The sequence below is a fragment of the Pedobacter sp. KBW01 genome (assembly GCF_003852395.1).
In the GTDB taxonomy this organism is placed as follows: domain Bacteria; phylum Bacteroidota; class Bacteroidia; order Sphingobacteriales; family Sphingobacteriaceae; genus Pedobacter.
Window position 1 is genome coordinate 161,445 of the sequence record NZ_QAJQ01000014.1, and the last position, 19,931, is coordinate 181,375.

21 protein-coding genes are annotated in these 19,931 nt (G+C 37.9%); 17 read left to right on the plus strand and 4 right to left on the minus strand.

The window, feature by feature from the left end; genetic code table 11:
• Positions 1–292: 292 nt before the first annotated feature.
• Positions 293–889 carry a hypothetical protein gene (locus tag DBR40_RS16230; RefSeq protein WP_124560787.1) on the plus strand — a complete coding sequence of 199 codons (597 nt, stop codon included), beginning with the start codon at positions 293–295 and terminating at the stop codon, positions 887–889.
• A 53-nt stretch (positions 890–942) separates the two neighbouring features.
• Here the strand turns inward: DBR40_RS16230 and DBR40_RS16235 are convergent, their stop codons facing one another.
• Positions 943–1,536 carry a hypothetical protein gene (locus tag DBR40_RS16235; RefSeq protein ID WP_124560788.1) on the minus strand — a complete coding sequence of 198 codons (594 nt, stop codon included), beginning with the start codon at positions 1,534–1,536 and terminating at the stop codon, positions 943–945.
• A gap of 181 nt (positions 1,537–1,717) precedes the next feature.
• On the opposite strand from DBR40_RS16235, the gene DBR40_RS16240 reads away from it, so the two are divergent.
• From DBR40_RS16240 to DBR40_RS16255, 4 genes are all read left to right on the plus strand, one after another.
• Positions 1,718–2,581 carry an AraC family transcriptional regulator gene (locus DBR40_RS16240; protein ID WP_233603912.1) on the plus strand — a complete coding sequence of 288 codons (864 nt, stop codon included), beginning with the start codon at positions 1,718–1,720 and terminating at the stop codon, positions 2,579–2,581.
• A 35-nt stretch (positions 2,582–2,616) separates the two neighbouring features.
• Positions 2,617–3,375 (plus strand): DUF1570 domain-containing protein, encoded by a 759-nt coding sequence (locus tag DBR40_RS16245; RefSeq protein ID WP_124560790.1) that lies wholly within the window; start codon positions 2,617–2,619, stop codon positions 3,373–3,375.
• Positions 3,376–3,488: 113 nt separating this feature from the next.
• Positions 3,489–5,318: a DNA polymerase III subunit gamma/tau gene (locus DBR40_RS16250; protein ID WP_124560791.1), complete on the plus strand. Its 1,830-nt coding sequence runs from the start codon at positions 3,489–3,491 to the stop codon at positions 5,316–5,318.
• 1 nt (position 5,319) lies between these two features.
• A complete protein-coding gene (locus tag DBR40_RS16255) occupies positions 5,320–5,844 on the plus strand; it encodes a hypothetical protein (protein WP_124560792.1) in 525 nt (174 codons plus the stop codon).
• Between the two features lie 103 nt (positions 5,845–5,947).
• On the opposite strand, the gene DBR40_RS16260 is transcribed toward DBR40_RS16255, so the two are convergent.
• Positions 5,948–6,349 (minus strand): hypothetical protein, encoded by a 402-nt coding sequence (locus tag DBR40_RS16260; protein ID WP_124560793.1) that lies wholly within the window; start codon positions 6,347–6,349, stop codon positions 5,948–5,950.
• Between the two features lie 177 nt (positions 6,350–6,526).
• On the minus strand, positions 6,527–8,746 hold the full coding sequence (locus DBR40_RS16265; RefSeq protein WP_124560794.1) for an NADP-dependent isocitrate dehydrogenase: 2,220 nt from the start codon (positions 8,744–8,746) through the stop codon (positions 6,527–6,529).
• 412 nt (positions 8,747–9,158) lie between these two features.
• Here DBR40_RS16265 and DBR40_RS16270 point away from each other — a divergent pair, with 412 nt between their 5' ends.
• The 6 genes from DBR40_RS16270 (at position 9,159) to DBR40_RS16295 (ending at position 15,015) form a co-directional block, all read left to right on the plus strand.
• Positions 9,159–9,731 carry a hypothetical protein gene (locus tag DBR40_RS16270; RefSeq protein ID WP_124560795.1) on the plus strand — a complete coding sequence of 191 codons (573 nt, stop codon included), beginning with the start codon at positions 9,159–9,161 and terminating at the stop codon, positions 9,729–9,731.
• A gap of 378 nt (positions 9,732–10,109) precedes the next feature.
• A complete protein-coding gene (locus tag DBR40_RS16275) occupies positions 10,110–12,161 on the plus strand; it encodes a TonB-dependent receptor (RefSeq protein ID WP_124560796.1) in 2,052 nt (683 codons plus the stop codon).
• Between the two features lie 353 nt (positions 12,162–12,514).
• Positions 12,515–12,853 (plus strand): n-acetylglutamate synthase, encoded by a 339-nt coding sequence (locus DBR40_RS16280; RefSeq protein ID WP_124560797.1) that lies wholly within the window; start codon positions 12,515–12,517, stop codon positions 12,851–12,853.
• Complete coding sequence (locus DBR40_RS16285) at positions 12,840–13,397, plus strand: MepB family protein (protein ID WP_199748361.1); 558 nt, start codon at positions 12,840–12,842, stop codon at positions 13,395–13,397. The genes DBR40_RS16280 and DBR40_RS16285 overlap by 14 nt, the downstream gene beginning before the upstream one ends.
• Before the next feature lie 133 nt (positions 13,398–13,530).
• Positions 13,531–14,379 carry a methylated-DNA--[protein]-cysteine S-methyltransferase gene (locus tag DBR40_RS16290; RefSeq protein ID WP_124560798.1) on the plus strand — a complete coding sequence of 283 codons (849 nt, stop codon included), beginning with the start codon at positions 13,531–13,533 and terminating at the stop codon, positions 14,377–14,379.
• A 6-nt stretch (positions 14,380–14,385) separates the two neighbouring features.
• Positions 14,386–15,015, plus strand: coding sequence for an alpha-ketoglutarate-dependent dioxygenase AlkB family protein (locus DBR40_RS16295; protein WP_124560799.1), 630 nt, complete (start codon positions 14,386–14,388; stop codon positions 15,013–15,015).
• 83 nt (positions 15,016–15,098) lie between these two features.
• Here DBR40_RS16295 and DBR40_RS16300 read toward each other — a convergent pair whose 3' ends face one another.
• On the minus strand, positions 15,099–15,893 hold the full coding sequence (locus DBR40_RS16300) for a hypothetical protein (RefSeq protein ID WP_124560800.1): 795 nt from the start codon (positions 15,891–15,893) through the stop codon (positions 15,099–15,101).
• A 199-nt stretch (positions 15,894–16,092) separates the two neighbouring features.
• On the opposite strand from DBR40_RS16300, the gene DBR40_RS16305 reads away from it, so the two are divergent.
• The 6 genes from DBR40_RS16305 (at position 16,093) to DBR40_RS16330 (ending at position 19,920) form a co-directional block, all read left to right on the plus strand.
• Positions 16,093–16,566 (plus strand): response regulator transcription factor, encoded by a 474-nt coding sequence (locus DBR40_RS16305; RefSeq protein ID WP_124560801.1) that lies wholly within the window; start codon positions 16,093–16,095, stop codon positions 16,564–16,566.
• A gap of 115 nt (positions 16,567–16,681) precedes the next feature.
• Complete coding sequence (locus DBR40_RS16310) at positions 16,682–17,224, plus strand: DUF4199 domain-containing protein (protein ID WP_124560802.1); 543 nt, start codon at positions 16,682–16,684, stop codon at positions 17,222–17,224.
• A gap of 178 nt (positions 17,225–17,402) precedes the next feature.
• Positions 17,403–17,903, plus strand: a complete 501-nt coding sequence (locus DBR40_RS16315; RefSeq protein WP_124560803.1) for a DinB family protein — start codon at positions 17,403–17,405, stop codon at positions 17,901–17,903.
• A gap of 41 nt (positions 17,904–17,944) precedes the next feature.
• On the plus strand, positions 17,945–18,484 hold the full coding sequence (locus tag DBR40_RS16320; protein WP_124560804.1) for a GNAT family N-acetyltransferase: 540 nt from the start codon (positions 17,945–17,947) through the stop codon (positions 18,482–18,484).
• Positions 18,485–18,523: 39 nt separating this feature from the next.
• The gene (locus tag DBR40_RS16325) at positions 18,524–18,922 is read left to right on the plus strand and encodes an META domain-containing protein (RefSeq protein WP_158674064.1); all 399 of its coding nucleotides are present in this window, start codon (positions 18,524–18,526) and stop codon (positions 18,920–18,922) included.
• A gap of 74 nt (positions 18,923–18,996) precedes the next feature.
• Positions 18,997–19,920, plus strand: coding sequence for a YihY/virulence factor BrkB family protein (locus tag DBR40_RS16330; protein WP_124560806.1), 924 nt, complete (start codon positions 18,997–18,999; stop codon positions 19,918–19,920).
• Positions 19,921–19,931: the final 11 nt, after the last annotated feature.

The following is a 19,931-nucleotide window of genomic DNA, read 5'->3' on the forward strand; positions in this document are numbered from 1 at the left end:
TTTAATTTTTTTAATCCCGAGGTATATTACGGGGATGCAAAAGTAACAATATATTTCTTAAAATCAAACGATTAATCAGAATATATGAGGTACTGTATGAATGTGCCCCTATAGCACCGCGAAAAATCATCTTATTTTACGAAGTAATATGTAAAGAAACTATTGAAGATGGGTAATAAGACACCTTTCAGGCCTTCATCAAATGCTATTAAATCTAAAGATGCAGGCTAAATAAAACTGTCATACGTTAATTCGGATAAAGGAATCAAAAAATTATGTCGAATTTTATTTTATGAAAAACTATCGTTTCCGTTTTAACAACAGCAAAAAAACTCCAGCTATACTGCTTTGGTTTTTTGCTGCCTTGCTCACTGTTACACTAACTGGTACCACTCTAGTTTTATTACCAAATTCGCACCCGATTTTCCCAGCTTGGCTATTGCTAATTTACTTACCATTAACATTAATAGCCATTTACAAATTGTTTAAAGCAGCCTCCGAAAGACAGTCGACAGAAACTATTTCTCTAAGCAAAGAAGGCTTTAATAGTGCTAGTTTTGGAACCGTCCTGTTTTCTGAAATACATTCCATTCAGGTACCTGTGAGGGAAATAGGACAATTGGGTGGACTACAGCACGACTATTACAAAAAAACGGATGCTGATTCACCTAATCTTGAATTTTCGATCACCACCAGAGATGAAAGAATATTAAGTTTAATATTGAATGAGTGGGGTGGGCTTTACAACTCGCAAGAAGACTTCTCCATTTTCTTCAACTTTCTCACAGCCCTAACCGATCAGCTGTATCAACTTTATCACACCAAGGAGCCCTATAAGAGTTACTTAAAAATTCTTGATGACAAAGGGTCCTGGAAAAGGCCGGGCTAAAAAAAAGGAGATTATCTATCCGACAATCTCCCTAATCAATTAGCTGTTAGTTTTTAGTAAGTTTCGATCGTTTTAACAAAACTCTCATCTTTAAACTTTACTACGAAAGTTAACGATCTTGAATCTGTTTTGCTGATATTGAACTTTTTAGTTAACTGAGCTTTATCTTTAAATGATTCTGCATAAACCTCGTCGTTGTATTCGTTGTAAACTTTTACTTCGATTGGGCTTTTATCCAGGTTGTTTAAGCTAAGCGTAACTAGATCGTCTGTTTTAGTATAAACCGGTTTAAATACATTTGCAATTTTTGGCTCAGAAACAATTGCCTCACCATTTTCAATTACTACATTATATTTTGCAAGTTTAGATTCCGATTCTACTTTTAGCACATATTTCCCATCAGGAAGTGCATTTAAATCATATACTTTACTTGTTGTTGCAGAAGCATGAATGCTTTCTTCGAACAATACTTCATCATCGGCACCTACCAATGATAAATTTAGATCTTCTGCTTTGTCTGCAGAAAAACGGATAAACTTTTCCTTTTCACCTTTTACTTTTAAAGTAAAATCATCATCGTTAGCGTGTACACCCGTAGCAGTAAAAAATAACGCTGCTATTAAACCGATTTTTAAGAACTTTTTCATAACCAAATATTTTAAAGAGTTAATTACTATATGATGGTACTAAGGTAGATATAGCATTAATGTTTAGACGATTGCATATTGGCCTATATCTATGCTATATTACCCCCAATTCAGTCATATTTTCGTAAAACACATAATTCAGCATATTTTTGATGTATTTTAGTAAATAAAATTGATCAGCATGAAACCAAGTTTTGAAGTTGTCGAACCTTCTTTCGGGAGTTCTTTTTATTACTCGAAATACATCGCTAATGAAAACAACATGGCCCATTTGTGGCACTATCATCCCGAAATTGAAATGGTTTTTGTAAACGGTGGTACGGGCAAAAGGCAAATCGGCAGTCATGTTTCTTACTACACCGAAGGTGATTTGATTTTAATTGGCAGTAATTTGCCTCATTGCGGTTTCACCGATACCAATACAGGCAATAAAAACGAAACCGTAATCCAGATGAAGCCCGAGTTTTTGGGCTCCGGTTTTTTAGGCCTTCAGGAAACTAAAGGTATTCAGGAATTATTTGATAAAGCAAAGGGTGGTATTGCATTTGGTAATGAAACCAAAGCCCTTGTGGGCGATAAAATAGAAATGATGGATGACCAGCCTCCTTTTGAACGCTTGCTATCCTTATTATATGTATTAAAAGTGCTCGAAAACGCAAAGGACTATAAAATTTTAAATGCCCGGGGCTTTTCGATGGAAATGCAGGTACAGGATAACGACCGCATTAACATGATCTTCAACTTTGTGAAAGACCATTTTCAGGAACCCATCAGTTTGCACGATATTGCAGAAATGTCGAGCATGACTGTCCCGTCATTTTGCCGGTATTTTAAAAAAATTACAAAAAAAACTTTTACCCATTTTGTAAACGAGTACCGTGTGGTGCACGCTTCCAAGTTATTGGCAGAAAAACCGGTAAGCATAGCCAATATTGCCTACGAAAGTGGTTTTAACAATTTTAGTCACTTTAATAAGTTGTTTAAAGAATTTACGGGTAAAAGTGCATCTGAATACAGGCACGAACTGAAAGCGATTATGAAATAAATCAAAAACGCTGTTTAAAGAAGGTATATTGCAACATGAAAAAACGTTTTCTATTTTTATTGGTTAATTTGATCAGTCTCGCCTCCTTTGCCCAATATATAGAGATTAACCAGGTAAACTGCAAAATAAGCGATACCGAGCAAAAGAAAATAGAGAAGCTGATTGCCTACGAGCGCATGTTCTGCAATGAAATTTTCGAAACCCACGAGAACACTACTGCGCCGGTAAAAATAAACCTCTATGGAAAGAGTAAAGATTACCGCTTAGAACAGAAAAAATACAATGTACCTGCCAGCAGCGATGGCTTTTATATCGATGCCATTAATGAGGCCTTTGTTTACAAGAACCGTGATTTTATATCGGTTGCCCTGCACGAAGCCAGCCACAGTATTTTTCAGTTTAATTTTAAAAAATCGCCCAGATGGTTAAACGAAGGACTTGCCGAATTTTTCGAAACACTCGATTTTGACAGCGAAGGCAATTTATATGCTTACCCACAGAGCATGCGTATTAAAAGCATAAAAGCAGGTATAGATTTAAAAGACAGCGAGCGGTTAAAAAAGTTTTTCAATATTTATGGCGGTTCATTTTATGGGCACGAGGTTCGCGATAATTACAACACTGCTTATAGTATTATTTATTTTTTCGTTAAAGGTAAAAGAACCGAGATTTTAAAAAAAATCATCAGGCTTACCAACCAGGGCTACGACACAGAAAAAGCCATAGCGCAGGTTTTTGGCAGTTTTGAGTCGTTCGAAGAAAGCTATAAACTATTTTACAATTATCACCAATAACAGTTTAATTTGGTCATTCAGCTTTTATCTTATTCCAATCTTACGTTTTATAACTTTTCCACATTCCAGTTAGCCCACATTTCAACTCATAAAAAATTCCTATTTTCGTGCCGATGGAAAATTTTATCGTTTCTGCCCGTAAATACCGCCCAGCCACGTTCGAAACCGTAGTTGGCCAGCAGCACATTACGGGTACTTTAAAAAACGCCATCAAAAACAACCAACTGGCACAGGCATTTTTATTTTGCGGTCCGCGTGGTGTGGGTAAAACCACTTGTGCACGTATTCTCGCCAAAACCATTAACTGTACTAACCCTACAGCGGAAATGGAAGCCTGTGGTACTTGCGACAACTGCCTTTCTTTCCAGAACGGACATTCTTTTAATGTGCATGAGCTCGATGCGGCATCAAACAACTCGGTTGATGATATCCGTAGTTTAATTGAGCAGGTGCGCATACCGCCACAAGCCGGAAAATATAAGATCTATATCATTGATGAGGTTCACATGTTATCGCAAAGTGCATTTAATGCCTTTCTGAAAACTTTGGAGGAACCGCCTTCGTATGCTATTTTTATTCTGGCTACTACCGAGAAACACAAAATCCTGCCAACTATTTTATCACGTTGTCAGATTTTCGATTTCAATAGGATCCAGGTAGAAGATATTGCCAATCACTTATCAACCATTGCAAATCGCGAAAACATTGCTTTTGAAAGTGATGGTTTACATATTATTGCACAAAAAGCTGATGGTGGTTTACGTGATGCCCTTTCGATGTTCGATCAGATTGCCAGTTATGCCAATAAGAACATCACTTATAAAGCGGTAATCGACAACCTTAACATTTTAGATTACGATTACTTTTTTAAACTTACCTCTTTTTTAACCGCTGCCGAAGTTAGCCAAACACTGCTTTTGTTTGATGAAATATTGAACAATGGTTTCGATGGCAATAATTTTATCAACGGTTTAGCCAGCCATTTCCGTAATTTGCTAGTGGGTAAAGATAATGCTACCATTAAACTTTTAGAGGTTAGCGAAAACATCAAACAAAAATACTTAGATCAGTGCAGGCAAACAGAATTGTCGTTTCTGTTAACAGCTTTAAATCTGGCCAATACCTGCGATTTAAATTATAAAAACTCTAAAAACCAACGTTTACAGGTAGAGCTGGCATTAATTAAAATGTGCCATATCCGGTCGGTCGTCAATTTAGCACAACAACCCTTAAACCCTAGTAACACAGCAACTGACCAAGATCAGGATAAAAAAAAAACTAATGTCGTAGCTGAAAAAGCGGCACAAGCAGAAAGCATACAGCCGAAAACTGTAAGTGAAAGTGCTGCTCCGGCAACGGTAAATATCCCTAAGGCTGAAGTTCCAGCCAGCATACCTTTAAATAAACCCAGCGAAACACCAAGGGCAACTAGCATGCCTACGGCTACTTCCATCAGCATTAATATTCCGAAGCCCAGCGCGGCCGGTACCTTAATTCCCTCTTTAAATGATTTTGAACGTATAGCAGATGCAGACGATGATGGTAAGCCAAAAGCCATAACCGGCGAAGCACGGGAAATGTTTAGCTACGACCGTTTGCTGGAAGTATGGAACAATTACATACAGATTCTTAAAGCCGCCGATAAAATTAACCTGTTTACGATTCTGAATAATTTTGCTCCGGTACTTTTAAAGCCTGAGCTGATTGAAATCTCAGTAGAAAGTAAAACCCAGGAGCACCTGATCCAGCAGGAATCTGTTGAACTTTTAAATTATTTAAGAAACGAGCTTAGAAATTTCGGGATTTTGGTTACATACAAACAAGTAGAACGCAAACTGGAAAACAGGTTGTACGGTAACCGCGAAAAATACGATTACCTGGTCAATAAAAATCCAAAACTAGATGAGTTGCGCAGGAGGTTTAATTTAGATATTAACCCTTAACATGAATTACGAAAAAAAACCTGACACCAAAGCTTTTATAAAGATAGGCTTATTGGCTGGTCTGTTTTTTTGCTTCTTTTTTGGCATTGCATCAACCTTCCTTTACGACTTACATGCCGCATTAATAATGGCCCCCATTAGTGGACTAATATTCGGATTGTTCATGGGATTAATGCTTTACTTTTTTTCAAAATCGAAAAAAGTAAATGATCAGACAAAATTAGAGGGAGTTAACGAAACTGATATCGTTTACGCAGGTGCTTCAAATCATTTTATAAAACGGGAGGCTGTAGGAGGAAAGTTGTACTTGCTAAACGATCGTTTAGTATTTAAATCCCATAGTTTAAATATCCAGAACCATACCCTTTCTATTCAAATCGATAATATAAATGAAGTTTCATTTTTTAGTCCGCTGGGAATAGTTAAAAATGGGTTGCAGCTTACGTTAAAAGACGGTGCAATTGAAAAATTTGTAGTCAACAATAGGAACATCTGGAAACAACATATCGAACAATTCATTCAATAGGTTTGTATTCAAACAAAAAGCAGGACTACACTGAAGTAACCCTGCTTTTCCATTTATATGATTGTTTCGTCAAATCACCATACTCACGATGGTGTGCTATTGACTATTTTTGAGGCATATCGTTAACCGGATAACCTTCCTCATCCAAATCATCGCGGCTATCTTCTGGTGTACGGGCAAGAATTTTATCTTCAGGGCTTAGCTTTACGCTTTGTCCTTCATCTACGTGCATACCCAGTTCTTCCAGATCATCGTTGGCAATTTCTTCATCGCGTGCATATTCATCACCTACATAAGGATTGGCCTCATCGTAGGTAGAATCATCATCACGGGCACCGGCCGCTACTGTTTCATAACCCATCGGGTGATCGTAATCTTCATCTGTACCTTTTACATCAAGCTCATAACTCTGCTTGCTTTCGTTATATGATAAGTTCTCCCTGTTAATTCCACCATGCTCGGTAGTACTATGCAGTTTATCGCGTGAAGGTTTATTATTTGCCATGTGATGGGTCTCCTATAATTTAATATGAATATAACAAAATGATAGGAATAAGGTTTGTTAATGCAAGCACAATCTTAAAATTATTTGGGTAAAGCTGAGATACTTTATTACTGCAGCTTTAAAACAAAAGCGCCCCAATAATAATATCGGGGCGCTTCTTCTAAATGTTAATAATGCCTATAACGATGCTAAAGCAGCATTTAATGTTTCGCTAGGACGCATGGCTTTGCTGGCCAGTTCATCATTCGGGTTATAGTAACCGCCAATGTTTTGTGGTTTGCCTTGCGAGCCGATCAACTCTTCGTTGATTTTAGCTTCGTTTTCAGTTAAGGCTTTTGCCAATGGTGCAAATCTGGCTTGCAAATCAGCATCTTTAGTTTGCGCAGCCAAAGCTTCAGCCCAATATAAAGCTAAATAGAAATGCGAACCACGGTTATCAATGGTACCCAGTTTTCTACCAGGTGATTTATCAGTTGCCAGGAATTTAGCATTTGCTTCATCCAAAGCATCAGCTAAGATTTGTGCTTTCGTATTATTTTGCGTTTGCGATAAGTGCTCTAAAGAAGCCTGAAGCGCTAAAAATTCACCCAACGAATCCCAGCGCAGGTAACCTTCTTCAATAAACTGCTCAATGTGTTTAGGAGCAGAACCACCGGCACCGGTTTCGAATAAACCACCACCATTCATTAACGGAACGATAGAAAGCATTTTGGCCGAAGTACCCAGTTCTAAAATCGGGAAAAGATCAGTTAAATAATCGCGCAATACGTTACCAGTAACCGAAATGGTGTCTTCACCTTTGCGGATACGCTCTAAAGTAAATTTAGTAGCTTCAACCGGCGCTAAAATGCGGATATCCAAACCAGTGGTATCGTAGTTTTTTAAATAGGTATTTACTTTAGCAATAATCTCCCTGTCGTGTGCTCTTTTTTCATCTAACCAGAAAACAGCTGGTGTTTCAGATAAACGGGCCCGCGTAACCGCTAATTTAACCCAGTCTTGAATTGGGGCATCTTTAGTCTGGCACATGCGGAAGATATCGCCTTTTTCTACCTGCTGATCGAAAAATACTTTACCATCGGCATCAGTTACACGGATTATTCCGCTTGCAGTAGCCTGGAAAGTTTTATCGTGAGATCCGTATTCTTCTGCTTTTTGTGCCATTAAACCAACATTAGGTACCGACCCCATAGTAGTTACATCAAAAGCACCATGCGCTTTACAGTCATCAATTGTTGCAGTATAAACACCTGCATAACAACGATCTGGAATTAAAGCAATAGTATCTTGCGATTTGCCTTCTTTATTCCACATCTGGCCCGAAGTACGGATCATGGCTGGCATCGAAGCATCCACAATTACATCACTCGGTACGTGTAGGTTGGTAATGCCTTTATCAGAGTTTACCATGGCTAAAGCCGGACCATTTTCAATCGCTTGCGTCAATGCAGCTTCTACTTCAGCCTGTTTAGCATTACCAGCAATTTTGGCATATACATCGCCTAAACCGTTGCGAGTATCAACGTTAAGTTCTTTAAATAAATCAGCATATTTAGCAAAAACATCGGCAAAGTAAACTTCAACAATGGCGCCAAAAATAATCGGGTCAGAAACCTTCATCATGGTTGCCTTTAAGTGAGCCGATAATAACACACCAGCAGCTTTAGCTTCGGCAATTTCTTTGGCTACAAAAGCTTTCAAGGCTGATAAACTCAAAGCAGAGCTATCAATCACCTCACCAGCTTTTAATGGCGATAAACCTTTTAATTCGGTAACCGCCCCATCAGCGCCTACAAATTCAATTTTAAACTGGCTGGCAGCTTCGATTGTTACCGATTTTTCTGAGCCGTAAAAATCACCTTCAGTCATGCTGGCTACTCTTGTTTTAGAATCGGCCGACCATTTACCCATCGAATGAGGGTTTTGCTTTGCATAGTTTTTAACTGCCTTAGGTGCTCTACGATCAGAGTTGCCTTCGCGTAAAACCGGGTTAACGGCCGAACCTAAAACTTTTGCATATTTAGCTTTAATTGCTTTTTCTTCTTCGCTCTGTGCATTATCAGGATAGTTTGGCAAGGCAAAACCTTGTGCCTGTAACTCAGTAATAGCACCTACTAATTGTGGGATAGAGGCAGAAATATTTGGTAATTTAATAATATTTGCTTCCGGAGTGGTTGCCAATGCACCAAGCTCTGCTAAAGCATCACCAATTTTTTGGTCGTCTTTTAAATACTCAGGAAAGTTCGCCAAAATTCTTCCTGCTAAAGAAATATCTCTGGTTTCTACATCAATACCTGCTGATGCGGTAAAAGCTTGTACAATAGGTAAAAGTGAGTAGGTTGCCAACATTGGCGCCTCATCGGTTTTGGTGTAGATAATTTTTGATGTATTTGACATGTTTATATTGATTTTGCTTATTAAGGTTAAATATCCGACTGGTTTGACAGATTTGTAAACCAATCTTTTTAAAATCGCCTAAAGATAAAATAATCAGCTGAATTAAGGAACACCGTATTGTTATTTATGACCTCAAAAAAGCATATAATTGTGTTAGTATTTGCTCTTTTTAAATAAAAAAAAGATTCCGCGTCAAAAGATCAATATAGTTAATTAAGGGTACTAATCTTATTTTAAGTTAAAGGCTACCTAATCGAAAATGAAAAAAGCGACGAAAAAACATAAAAAGGTTAGTGTAAAAATTTTATGGCGATAGCAAGCACTTAATGTTTTAGTTATAAATTTAATCTATCCGGAATCTCATACTCAATTGGTAGCAATAGGCTATAGAATTTTAGATTAACACACACAAATGAAAAAAAATCAAAAATTTAGTGCATTGTTTTTCGCTTTGCTCCTACTTTCGCTGTTTATTTACAGCTGCTCGCCTAAATTGTATGTAGATGAAAGCAAACGTTACGAAGCCGGATCGTTAACCGATACCCAGGTAGATTCGTTACATCTTTATCTCAAAGAAAACCAGCGCGTTGTCCTAAAAGATACCATTATCATTAAGTACGATTTTAATAACGATGATTGCTGGAGAGATTTAAATTATCAGAATGCCGATTTTTTGAACAATGTGAGATGGACATTTCAGAAAAATATTATCGAAAAAGCACAGGCCCGTCCAAAAGTTGCCATATACCAATATCGCCAGGTTGGCAAAAACTTCAGTCAGGTAAAATCAAAAGGGTTGGAAATAGAAACTGATTCAGGATTTCTAAAAAAGATGTTTTTTAATGAGGTAACTACCTGCGGCACTTCGGCCATTATCCTCCCTACCGGAAAATTCCTTCTGGTAAAATCCGATCCTCAGTTTTCAGCCTTATTGCTCAACAACAAAGAGATTGAAAAAAAATTACTCGAAAACCTGGTTAAGTAATCTGTTATATTTCAACAATTTAAGCTACAGAAAACATTTTAACATTTCATTAACTAAATATTTGGTTACAATGCTCTAATTTAGTTTAACTAATCATTTACATAACCTCTTAGATCACTATTGTAAAATTCAAAATACCAGCTAACGATCTTTCAATCAGATCAATTCAGTAATCAGATTAGTTAGCCATCCACATAAACCATATCTAAATAAATATATACGCTCTCAGGGAAAGTGCCTAATGGTACTTTCCTTTATTGTTTATTGATCACTTTAAACTTGTTCCAGTCACAAAATACCTGATAAACTTATATTTTGATAGAATAACCTGTAAATTTATTGGCCAATGTATGGCTAAACCTTCAAGCACCAATTTCATTGAAACCGAACCTTATCTTATTGCTAAGTTTAATTTCTTTTACCAGCCTTGCGCAAACCCTAAAACCCGATTCAACCAAAAAGTTAGAAGAAATAACTGTTAAAGGATATTACAACCACCAACCTTTACTACGATCTGTATCAGCCGTAAGCCTTGTTGATAGCAACCAGATTAAAAACCAGTCTGGCAATTCGCTGGTAAGCACCTTAAACACGGTTACTGGTGTACGCATGGAAGAACGCTCGCCTGGTAGTTACCGCCTGTCGCTCCGAGGAAGTTTACTTCGCTCACCATTTGGGATTCGCAATATCAAAATTTATGTAGACGATTTTCCATTAACCGATGCAGGCGGCAATACTTATTTAAATGCACTCGATGTAGTTGCAGTAGGTAATCTGGAAATTTACAAAGGTCCGGAGGCCAGCATATTTGGTGCAAGTACGGGAGGCGCTATACTGATTACCCCTTCAAACATTAATAGTAACGAAATCTATGCCGTTGTACAAGCAGGATCTTACGGCCTTTTTCACCAAACAGCTTCAATTAAACGACAGTTTAAAAATTACAGTTTTAGTATTAGCGAAGGATATCAAAAAAGCACAGGTTTTCGTCAGAATAGTGCATTAAACCGCAAGTATATTCAAATGCAACAACAGTGGAATTATAACCCTTTTGGTAGTTTAAAAGCATTTATTTTTTACAGCGATCTTAATTACAAAACACCGGGAGGCTTAACTTCCGCGCAATTGGAACAGGACCCTAAACTGGCCAGGCCGGCAACCCCTACTCTACCCGGCGCTATTACACAGCAAGCAGCTATTTATAACAAAACTGCTTTTGGAGGACTTTCTAATTCCTATCAAATTAATTCGCATTTAAAACACGTAATTGCATTATTCACCACCTATACTGATTTTAAAAATCCTTTTATTACCAACTACGAGCAACGTTATGAAAGCACCCTTGGGCTGAGGACATTTTTAGCTTATGATGCAGAAAAGGAAGGCTTCAAATTTGGTGTACAAATAGGTGTAGAAAGTTCTGGAACAAAAAGCCAAATTAAAAACTTCAACAATAATGCCGGGGAACCAGCAGCCATGCTAGCTTCCGATCGCCTAAAAGCGAATCAGGACTTTGCTTACCTCCGCTTAAATTTCGATTTCAACAATAAATTATTAGTTGAGCTTGCTTCCAGTTTAAATTTCTTCAATTACAACTATGAAAGTTATTTCCCTTTAACCATCGCTACTAAAAGTCGGAAATTTGCCCCACAGTTTATGCCTAAAGTGGCATTATCTTATCTGATCAGCCAAAACCTCTCGGCCAGGGCTTCTGTCAGCAGAGGCTATTCTCCGCCTACTATTGCTGAAGTACGTTCCTCAGACAATAATATCAATAACGACTTGCAGGCCGAACGAGGCTGGAACTATGAGCTTGGCCTCCGTTACAAAACAAAAAACAACCGTATTTATATTAATAGTAATATTTTCGGCTATCGTTTACAAGATGCAATTGTTAGAAGGCTAAATCAGAATGATGCAGAATATTTTATTAACGCAGGCGGCACTAAACAACAGGGGCTTGAGCTCGAAACAACCATCTGGATCGTTAAAAACCAGCATTCTTTCCTGACCGGTTTACAGTTGAGAAGCAATTACACCTACAGCCATTTCAGGTTTGAAAATTTTATCAACGGCACTTCGGTTTACAGCGGCAATAAACTCACAGGGGTACCAGCACACACTGTGGTAAATAGTCTCGAATTTAACTTTCCAAAAGATTTTTACCTCTTTGTGCAACATAATTACACCTCCAGCATCCCATTAAACGATGCCAATACGGTATTTGCCAAACGGTATCATCTGGTAGAAGCCAAAGCAGGTATCAGAAACTTAAGGATAGCTAAAACTCATTTAGAATTGTTCGGCGGAGTAAATAACCTCCTCAATGTAAATTACAGTTTAGGCAACGACTTAAATGCTGCGAACGGCAGATATTTTAACCCGGCAGCTGGCATTAATTTTTATACGGGTTTATCTGTAAAACTGTAATAAAATAGCATTATGTATTACCTACATGATGCTATAGCGAACGCCATCATTAAAATGCTTTTTTTGCACCCGTGTCTTTAATAGCCAGTTCAGTAAAATTTAAGTTTCTAATCTTTTAACGAACAGCTGCCACCGCGGCAACCGACAACACAAAATTGCATACAGGAGGAGACTTCAGTCGGAATCTAAATATTTATAGTCGATTATAAACGTTTATACACGGAAAATATGCGTTTAAAGATTACAAATAAAGTTTTTATTTTTTTGTGTAAAAAGAGGAGAAAAAATTTGGCTGGCCTGATGATATAAATATTTTTTTTTATTGCTCAAGAGATTGCTAGTTTTATGGCTTTATGATAAACTACAACGACAGAATTTTCAGGGCGGTTAGCAATACTGAGAACGGAGAAACATCAGATCAAACTGTTTTTAAATATAAACAGAACGGCCATTTGCTTAGCGCCGAATATTTTGGCGGGAAAATTAAATACGGCCATTTAATTGGCCTGGTTGATGAAAATGGAAATATTGATATGCGTTATCATCAGGTAAATGATGCCGGTACATTAATGACCGGAATCTGCAATTCTAAACCTGAGTACCTGCCAAATGGCAAAATCAGGCTGCATGAAACATGGCAATGGACCTCAGGTGATTGTTCAAACGGGGAATCAATTATTGAAGAACAATAAAAAATCGATGTGCATTAATTATGCGTGTAAAGGGAATTTAACCATCCTTCCTCCAGCACTGTTAGCCGCAATAAAAAGGGCATACAGTCCCCTAGGTTACCAAATCAGTAACTACCGCCAGGAAGCAGAGAGCAAAGTATATTGCGCTTCAACTTTCGGGTTAAACCAGTTAAAGGTTAAGTACCGCGAAGCTAAAATTACCCCTACAAAAACCGGGCAGTTTGTGAGTATCTGGAAACGGGATGAAAAAAGCATTACCGCTCCATTTAATGCTTCAGATGATTTCGATTTGTTGATTATTTCAGTAGAAAACGAAGACTTGAGCGGGCAGTTTATTTTCCCAAAAGCAATATTAATACAACAGAAGATAATAACACATAATAAAGTAACAGGTAAAAGAGGAATCCGCCTTTATCCGCCCTGGGATATGCCGACCAGTAAGCAAGCCATTAAAACACAACAATGGCAGAACAAATATTTTTTACTTATTTCAAATCAATCTCCATTGGCTGTTTCACTCACCAAAAAACTTTTAAACCCGTAAACTGGTTACGGTAACCAATAGAATAATTAAAAGAAAGCGCCATCTTTGCAATTATCATTAAATTAAACTTAGCAAGTTTCGGGTAGTTTGCCCTTTCTTTACCAGGTACTTTTGGATATAATTATTCAAAACCATGAAAGCACAAGAAGAAATCAATTACAATAGGATAGCAGAAGCCATAGGTTATATTAAGGACAATTATAAAAATCAGCCCAGCTTAGAAGAAATTGCTGAAAATGTAAATTTAAGTCCTTTTCATTTTCAGCGTTTATTTAGCGAGTGGGCAGGCACTACCCCAAAACGTTTTTTACAATACATTAGCATTGGCCACGCTAAAGAAATGCTAAAAGAAAACCAGAGTTTATTTGATACCGCTTTGGCAACAGGTTTATCAGGAACCAGCCGTTTACACGATCTGTTTGTGAACATTGAAGGCATGACACCCGGCGAATATAAAAATGGTGGAGAAAACCTTCAGATCAATTACAGCTTTGCTGAAAGTCCTTTTGGGAATATTATTGTAGCCGCCACGCCTAAAGGAATCTGCCATATGGCTTTTTACGATGATCAATCGGCGGCCCTGGTTAATCTACAAGGTAAGTTTCCTGCCGCAAGCTACCAGCAGATATTTGATATGCAGCAGCAGAATGCCTTATATATTTTCAACCACGACTGGAGCAAGTTGAATCAGGTTAAACTACATTTAAAAGGAACCGAATTTCAGTTAAAAGTTTGGGAAGCGTTGCTAAAAATCCCAATGGGAAAGCTGGCCACTTATGGTAAGCTCGCCAAGCAACTGCAAAACCCAAATGCATCGCGGGCGGTAGGCACAGCCATTGGCGATAATCCGGTAGCTTTCCTTATCCCCTGCCATCGCGTAATTCAATCGAGTGGCGCTTTGGGTGGCTACCACTGGGGACTGAACAGAAAAACCGCCATGATTGGCTGGGAAGCAGCAAAGATGGATGTACAGTTTAAATAATCAATTATGGATTTATTCAGCACCGAACTCAACATTGACCAAAACCTGCTTCCTTACGGGGGAACCGTAAACTATTATGGTAAATTATTTAGCCGGCAAGAGGCTGATCATTATTTCGACGTACTGATGAACACCATCGAATGGAAAAACGACGAAGCCTTTATTATGGGCAAGCACATCATTACCAAAAGAAAAGTAGCCTGGTATGGCAACGAAGCTTATTCTTATACCTATTCTAATCGTTCTAAACTGGCCCTCCCCTGGACGCCGGAGTTGCTGGAGTTAAAAACATTGGCCGAAACGCAAACAGGTCATAGCTATAATTCTTGCCTGCTTAACCTGTATCACAACGGCGAGGAGGGCATGGCCTACCATAGTGATGATGAAAAAGCCCTGGCTAAAGATTCGGCCATTGCCTCTTTAAGTTTTGGTGCAGAAAGGCGCTTCCTTTTTAAACACAAACAAAGCAAAGAAACAGTTACCCTGTTTTTAGAGCATGGCAGTTTGCTGGTGATGAAGGATGAGACACAAACGAATTGGCTACACCGGCTCCCACCAACCAAGAAAATAACCCGGCCAAGGGTAAACTTAACTTTTAGGACAATGGATCTTTCTGCCCTTTCTTCTAATTCTTAAGCAAGCCAACAATCAATACCGTAAAATGCAAAAGGCAGCTACAAAAATATAGCTGCCTTTTAATAAGATTATCGTATCTAAGTTTAATGCTTAAACTCTTTAATATCTACAATACGGTTATCATCGGCATTTTTCTTTAAAAAAGGTGTTCCATTCGCACTAGGTACCCAAGTGTAGTCTCTTTGAATATTGCCCACCAATGTTTCCGGTTCTCCGATAAGTGAGGCTGGTAAAGGCAGTGTAAAAGTTTCGCCATTAGCTACATTCGCCTGATATAAAGCATCTTTTGTTAAAAAAACTAGTGTGGTTTTATCACTTGAATACATGAAAAATTTACCTTGAATGCGTTCCGCATCGTTTTGCCTTTTAACCGGGTAAACTTTCGAATTAACCGTGTTAATAAAGTAATCGTTGTTGATAAGCAAACTGGTACGCGTAAGTTCTTCAAGACCATTGGTATATTTTTTATCTTCAGCACCTTTAGATGGTTTATTTAAACTCACTACTTCTGTATTGCCATCATTTAAGTAAATGATATAAAAAGGTGCTTTTTTACCGCTTTCGTTTGCAACCTGTACCAACACGGCAGTTTTTTGGGTATTGATAAATGAGGCACTCAAAAATTTCTTTGAAGCCGCATTAGGTGCATCATCAATGGTAATGGTGGTATCTTTATAATTAATGGCAAAGCGATCCGCATAGGCCAAGGCGCCCGAATCTGTTTTTACAATAGTAAGTACGTTTTTCTTCGATTTAGGAAAAACATTAAAATCATCGTTGGCAGCAACTGGTCTTGCTTTGTAGGTTTTTTCGGAATTTCCTACCCCACAGCCAAACAGAACAACGGAAAGTAAGAGTGCATAAAGCGTAATTTTCATAGGATATTGCTATTTAATTTGTTTTTCGCGAATTTAAAATCTTTCAGGCGTTTTATTTATCAAAGTCACCAGAAAATTACCACTTTAACTAAAAATTAACTATTCATATCAGAGAGAATGCCTGGCCTGCAATTCGGGTAGATCAGGCCTCCTAATTTCCGGGTTTATTCCTTATTTTTGAACTGAAGAATCATTCCCCATGCCAAACGCTGTTAACTTTTTAGCTAAAAATAAAAGCACCATCCTATACGGTGTTTTCCTTGCAGCATTACTTTTTCTGCTTAAATGGCTCGAACTTCGTTTCATAATCATTAACCATGCTTTCGAAATTTATGCGGGAGCAATAGCAGTTCTTTTTACGGCACTGGGCATTTGGCTGGCACTAAAATTAACTAAACCTAAAACCATACTCATCGAAAAAGAGGTTTTTACCCCCAGGCCTGAAACATTTATCCTCAATGAAAAGGAACTGACCAAACTCAACATTAGTAAAAGAGAGCTGGAAGTTTTGCAACTCATGTCGGCCGGATTAAGTAACCAGGAAATTGCAGTAAAGTTATTTGTTTCTTTAAATACGATAAAAACACATAATGCAAGGCTTTTCGAAAAACTCGAAGTTAAACGCCGAACGCAAGCAATAGAAACTGCCAAAAGATTAAGCCTTATTCCCTAATCGCATTACTACTTTAGTATTAAATAACTGCTTCTTTTCAAAATCACCCTAAAGTATGAGGGCCAAAAAGAATAATCGAACCAATTTTGTTGTGTAAACCCTTAAACTAAAAAAGATGAAAAAGAATGTAATTGTATTCGGATTAATTGCCGGCGTAATTGTATCCGTGCTGATGGTAATCTCGATGGCCAGATGTAACAGCGACGCTAACTTTGAACACAGCATGCTTTTGGGCTATGCCTCAATGGTGCTGGCATTCTCCTTTATTTTTGTAGGTATAAAAAACTACCGTGATAAATACAACAATGGTTCAATTACCTTTGGCAAAGCATTTAAAATCGGTCTTTACATCAGTTTAATTGCCTCAACCATATATGTAATAACCTGGCTGATTGATTATTATGTTTTCATACCCGATTTTATGGATAAGTACGTAGCCCATATGCTGAAAGAAGCTAAAGATAGTGGTGCATCCGTAGCTGAGCTGGCAAAACAAGCCAAAGAACTGGCCTACAATCAGCAATTGTATAAAAACCCGATCATGGTAGTATTGTTTACCTATCTGGAAATTTTACCAGTTGGTATTATTGTATCGTTAATAGCCGCACTCATTTTGAAAAGAAAGCCTGGCACGCCATTATCTGCCCAGGTGGCTTAATCAAATGGCTATACCCACATGGGCTTGTCTTATCAACCTATGTGGGTATTTACATTCCAGCAACAGCTAATTTGAATTTTACCAGATATTAACAACAATATCCTTTTTTTAAAACAAAAATGATTTAAACTGATTTTATTAAGTACCATCCGCTCCGGGATTCTCAAAAAATAAAATTATGCTGGTAAAATCACTATTGGGCGAATTTCTTCTTGAGGCAGAAAGCACCCGTAAATTGCTAAAAGCAATACCGAATGCTATTTTAGATTATAAACCCTCACCACATTCGTGGACTACAGCGCAACTGGCCTCACACATCGCCGAAATTTACGACTGGTACCCGGGTACTTTTCATGGTAGCGAATTTAATATGGATGCTTACCAGCGCGATGAGGTAGCTCTAAACGATATAGAAAATATAATAGCAAAATTTGAGCGCGCATTTAACCGGGCAAAAGAAAGTATTGAATCGGCTACCGACGAAAGCATGCTTGAAGACTGGAAAATGACAGCAAGGGGCAAAACCGTACTGCCCCCAATGGAGCGTATCAAAGTAGTTCGCAGTTTTTTAATGAACCACATCTACCATCATCGTGGCGAAATGATTATTTATCTGCGCGCTACCGGCCATAAAGTTCCCAGTATTTACGGGCCAATTTATGAAGATGGAATTAAATAGATTTTATACATTAGCTTAAAAATTAGGTACTTTATTATTCAATGAAAATTTTTGTAGAAACGGAACGATTGATTTTAAGAGAGTTGTTATCTGCTGATGCAGCCGGCATGTTTGAAATGGATAGTGACCCCGAAGTGCACCGTTATTTGGGGAATAAACCCTATAGCGCTATTGAAGAAAGCCAGGCCAATATCGAATTTATTCGCAGGCAATATATAGAAAACGGCATTGGCCGCTGGGCTGTGATTGAAAAGGAAACCAATAATTTTGTGGGTTGGGCTGGTTTAAAATTAATTACCGAAACAACCAATAACCGAATTAATTACCACGATTTAGGTTATCGGTTTAGTAAAAAATACTGGGGAAAAGGCTACGCTACCGAATCGGCCATTGCAGCAAAAGATTATGCTTTTGATACCTTAAAACTAGCAGAAATTATCGGTATTGCCGATATCAATAATTCGGGTTCTATCCACGTACTGCAAAAAGTTGGGCTGAAACGCATTTCACTTTTCGATTATCAAGACATAAAACACCATTGGATGGAAATGAAAAACCCCGCAGCAGAACAATTGGTTTAGTTTTTGATGCAAAAAAGCGAATCATTAAAAACTAAGAACATGAAAAACTTAATCTTTATTGGCCTGCTATTATTTCTATTTAGTTCGTGTAACGAAAAAATAGATCCGGCGAAATTTACAAACACCAAATGGGAACTCACAGAACTGCCGGGTTTAGTACTCCCTACATCAGCTAAGGCAACCTTAAACATTGCCGATAGCCTAAAATTGAGCGGAAAATCATTTTGTAATAACTATGGTGGTAAAGCCGAGATTGCAGACAATAAAATCTCCGTAAAAAATGTTTTTGGCACCAAAATGTTTTGTCAGGAAACTGATGCGGCAGAACGTGCTTATCTGCATGCGCTAAACCAGGTAAATAATGCAAAAGTAACTGATAACAAGCTCTATCTGTTAAATGGCGATAAAACACTACTTGTTTTCACCAAAACAAATTAGAAACTTTAACGATACAAAGGGCGGTGACAAAGTATTTTTGTTAATTTCGCGCCTTTTAGTTTAATGCAGTAGCGATGCCATCAATAACAGAAGACCTGAAGTTTTTTTTCTCTACCATAAGAAAAGCATTTAGTTTATTTCAGCAAAATGATCCACTACGCTTAGCAGGTGCTACTGCTTTTTTCACCAATTTCGCTTTGCCCCCCATCCTTATTATCCTCATCAGGTTATTTGGGATGTTTACCGATAGAAGGCTGTTTGTAACCCATTTGTTCGAGCGGCTGGCCAATATTCTCGATAATGAGAGCATCGCACAGATCAGAACAACGTTAAGGAATATCAGGGGCATTGATCAGGCATGGTATGTTACACTCTTCAGTTTTATATTTTTTCTGTTTGTAGCTACAACCCTTTTCAATGTAATTAAAAACTCTTTAGAGCAAATCTGGAACATCGGCAAGAAAGATAAAAAGGGACTCATTTACACCCTTAAATCGCGGGCCGTATCGGTTATTATTATCTTGCTGGCGGGTATATTGTTTTTTATCGGCTTATTGGCTGATAGTGTGCAAGCTTTTATTGGTGCCTATTTAAAAACAAATTCACCTTCTTTCAGTCTGATTTTAACTTCTATCATTAACCAGTTGGTTTTTGTAATTATTGTAACTACCTGGTTCACTATGCTGTTCAGGTTTTTAACCAACGGCAGGCCAACCTGGCGTGCAGCAATTTCGGGCGGCCTGTTAACCGGATGTTTATTTACAGCGGGTAAGTATATTTTAAGGATTTTATTGCCACTTAGCAATATCAGCAACATTTACGGCTCAGCCGGCTCTATTATTGTAATTATGCTTTTTGTGTTTTATTCATCGCTGATCTTTTATTTTGGGGCTTCTTTTATTAAAGCGCTCAGCATTGGCAGGGCAACACCTATTGTACCCAAAAAAGGATCGTTTGCTTATGAGCTTACTGAGGTAGAGCTGGAAAAAGGAGATTGAGAAAACGTTAA

Bases quoted from the DNA above. Each gene is read 5' to 3' on its own strand.
- DBR40_RS16230 (WP_124560787.1), top strand. From the start codon at position 293: ATGAAAAACTATCGTTTCCGTTTTAACAACAGCAAAAAAACTCCAGCT.
- DBR40_RS16235 (WP_124560788.1), bottom strand. From the start codon at position 1,536: ATGAAAAAGTTCTTAAAAATCGGTTTAATAGCAGCGTTATTTTTTACT.
- DBR40_RS16240 (WP_233603912.1), top strand. From the start codon at position 1,718: ATGAAACCAAGTTTTGAAGTTGTCGAACCTTCTTTCGGGAGTTCTTTT.
- DBR40_RS16245 (WP_124560790.1), top strand. From the start codon at position 2,617: ATGAAAAAACGTTTTCTATTTTTATTGGTTAATTTGATCAGTCTCGCC.
- DBR40_RS16250 (WP_124560791.1), top strand. From the start codon at position 3,489: ATGGAAAATTTTATCGTTTCTGCCCGTAAATACCGCCCAGCCACGTTC.
- DBR40_RS16255 (WP_124560792.1), top strand. From the start codon at position 5,320: ATGAATTACGAAAAAAAACCTGACACCAAAGCTTTTATAAAGATAGGC.
- DBR40_RS16260 (WP_124560793.1), bottom strand. From the start codon at position 6,349: ATGGCAAATAATAAACCTTCACGCGATAAACTGCATAGTACTACCGAG.
- DBR40_RS16265 (WP_124560794.1), bottom strand. From the start codon at position 8,746: ATGTCAAATACATCAAAAATTATCTACACCAAAACCGATGAGGCGCCA.
- DBR40_RS16270 (WP_124560795.1), top strand. From the start codon at position 9,159: ATGAAAAAAAATCAAAAATTTAGTGCATTGTTTTTCGCTTTGCTCCTA.
- DBR40_RS16280 (WP_124560797.1), top strand. From the start codon at position 12,515: ATGATAAACTACAACGACAGAATTTTCAGGGCGGTTAGCAATACTGAG.
- DBR40_RS16290 (WP_124560798.1), top strand. From the start codon at position 13,531: ATGAAAGCACAAGAAGAAATCAATTACAATAGGATAGCAGAAGCCATA.
- DBR40_RS16295 (WP_124560799.1), top strand. From the start codon at position 14,386: ATGGATTTATTCAGCACCGAACTCAACATTGACCAAAACCTGCTTCCT.
- DBR40_RS16300 (WP_124560800.1), bottom strand. From the start codon at position 15,893: ATGAAAATTACGCTTTATGCACTCTTACTTTCCGTTGTTCTGTTTGGC.
- DBR40_RS16305 (WP_124560801.1), top strand. From the start codon at position 16,093: ATGCCAAACGCTGTTAACTTTTTAGCTAAAAATAAAAGCACCATCCTA.
- DBR40_RS16310 (WP_124560802.1), top strand. From the start codon at position 16,682: ATGAAAAAGAATGTAATTGTATTCGGATTAATTGCCGGCGTAATTGTA.
- DBR40_RS16315 (WP_124560803.1), top strand. From the start codon at position 17,403: ATGCTGGTAAAATCACTATTGGGCGAATTTCTTCTTGAGGCAGAAAGC.
- DBR40_RS16320 (WP_124560804.1), top strand. From the start codon at position 17,945: ATGAAAATTTTTGTAGAAACGGAACGATTGATTTTAAGAGAGTTGTTA.
- DBR40_RS16325 (WP_158674064.1), top strand. From the start codon at position 18,524: ATGAAAAACTTAATCTTTATTGGCCTGCTATTATTTCTATTTAGTTCG.
- DBR40_RS16330 (WP_124560806.1), top strand. From the start codon at position 18,997: ATGCCATCAATAACAGAAGACCTGAAGTTTTTTTTCTCTACCATAAGA.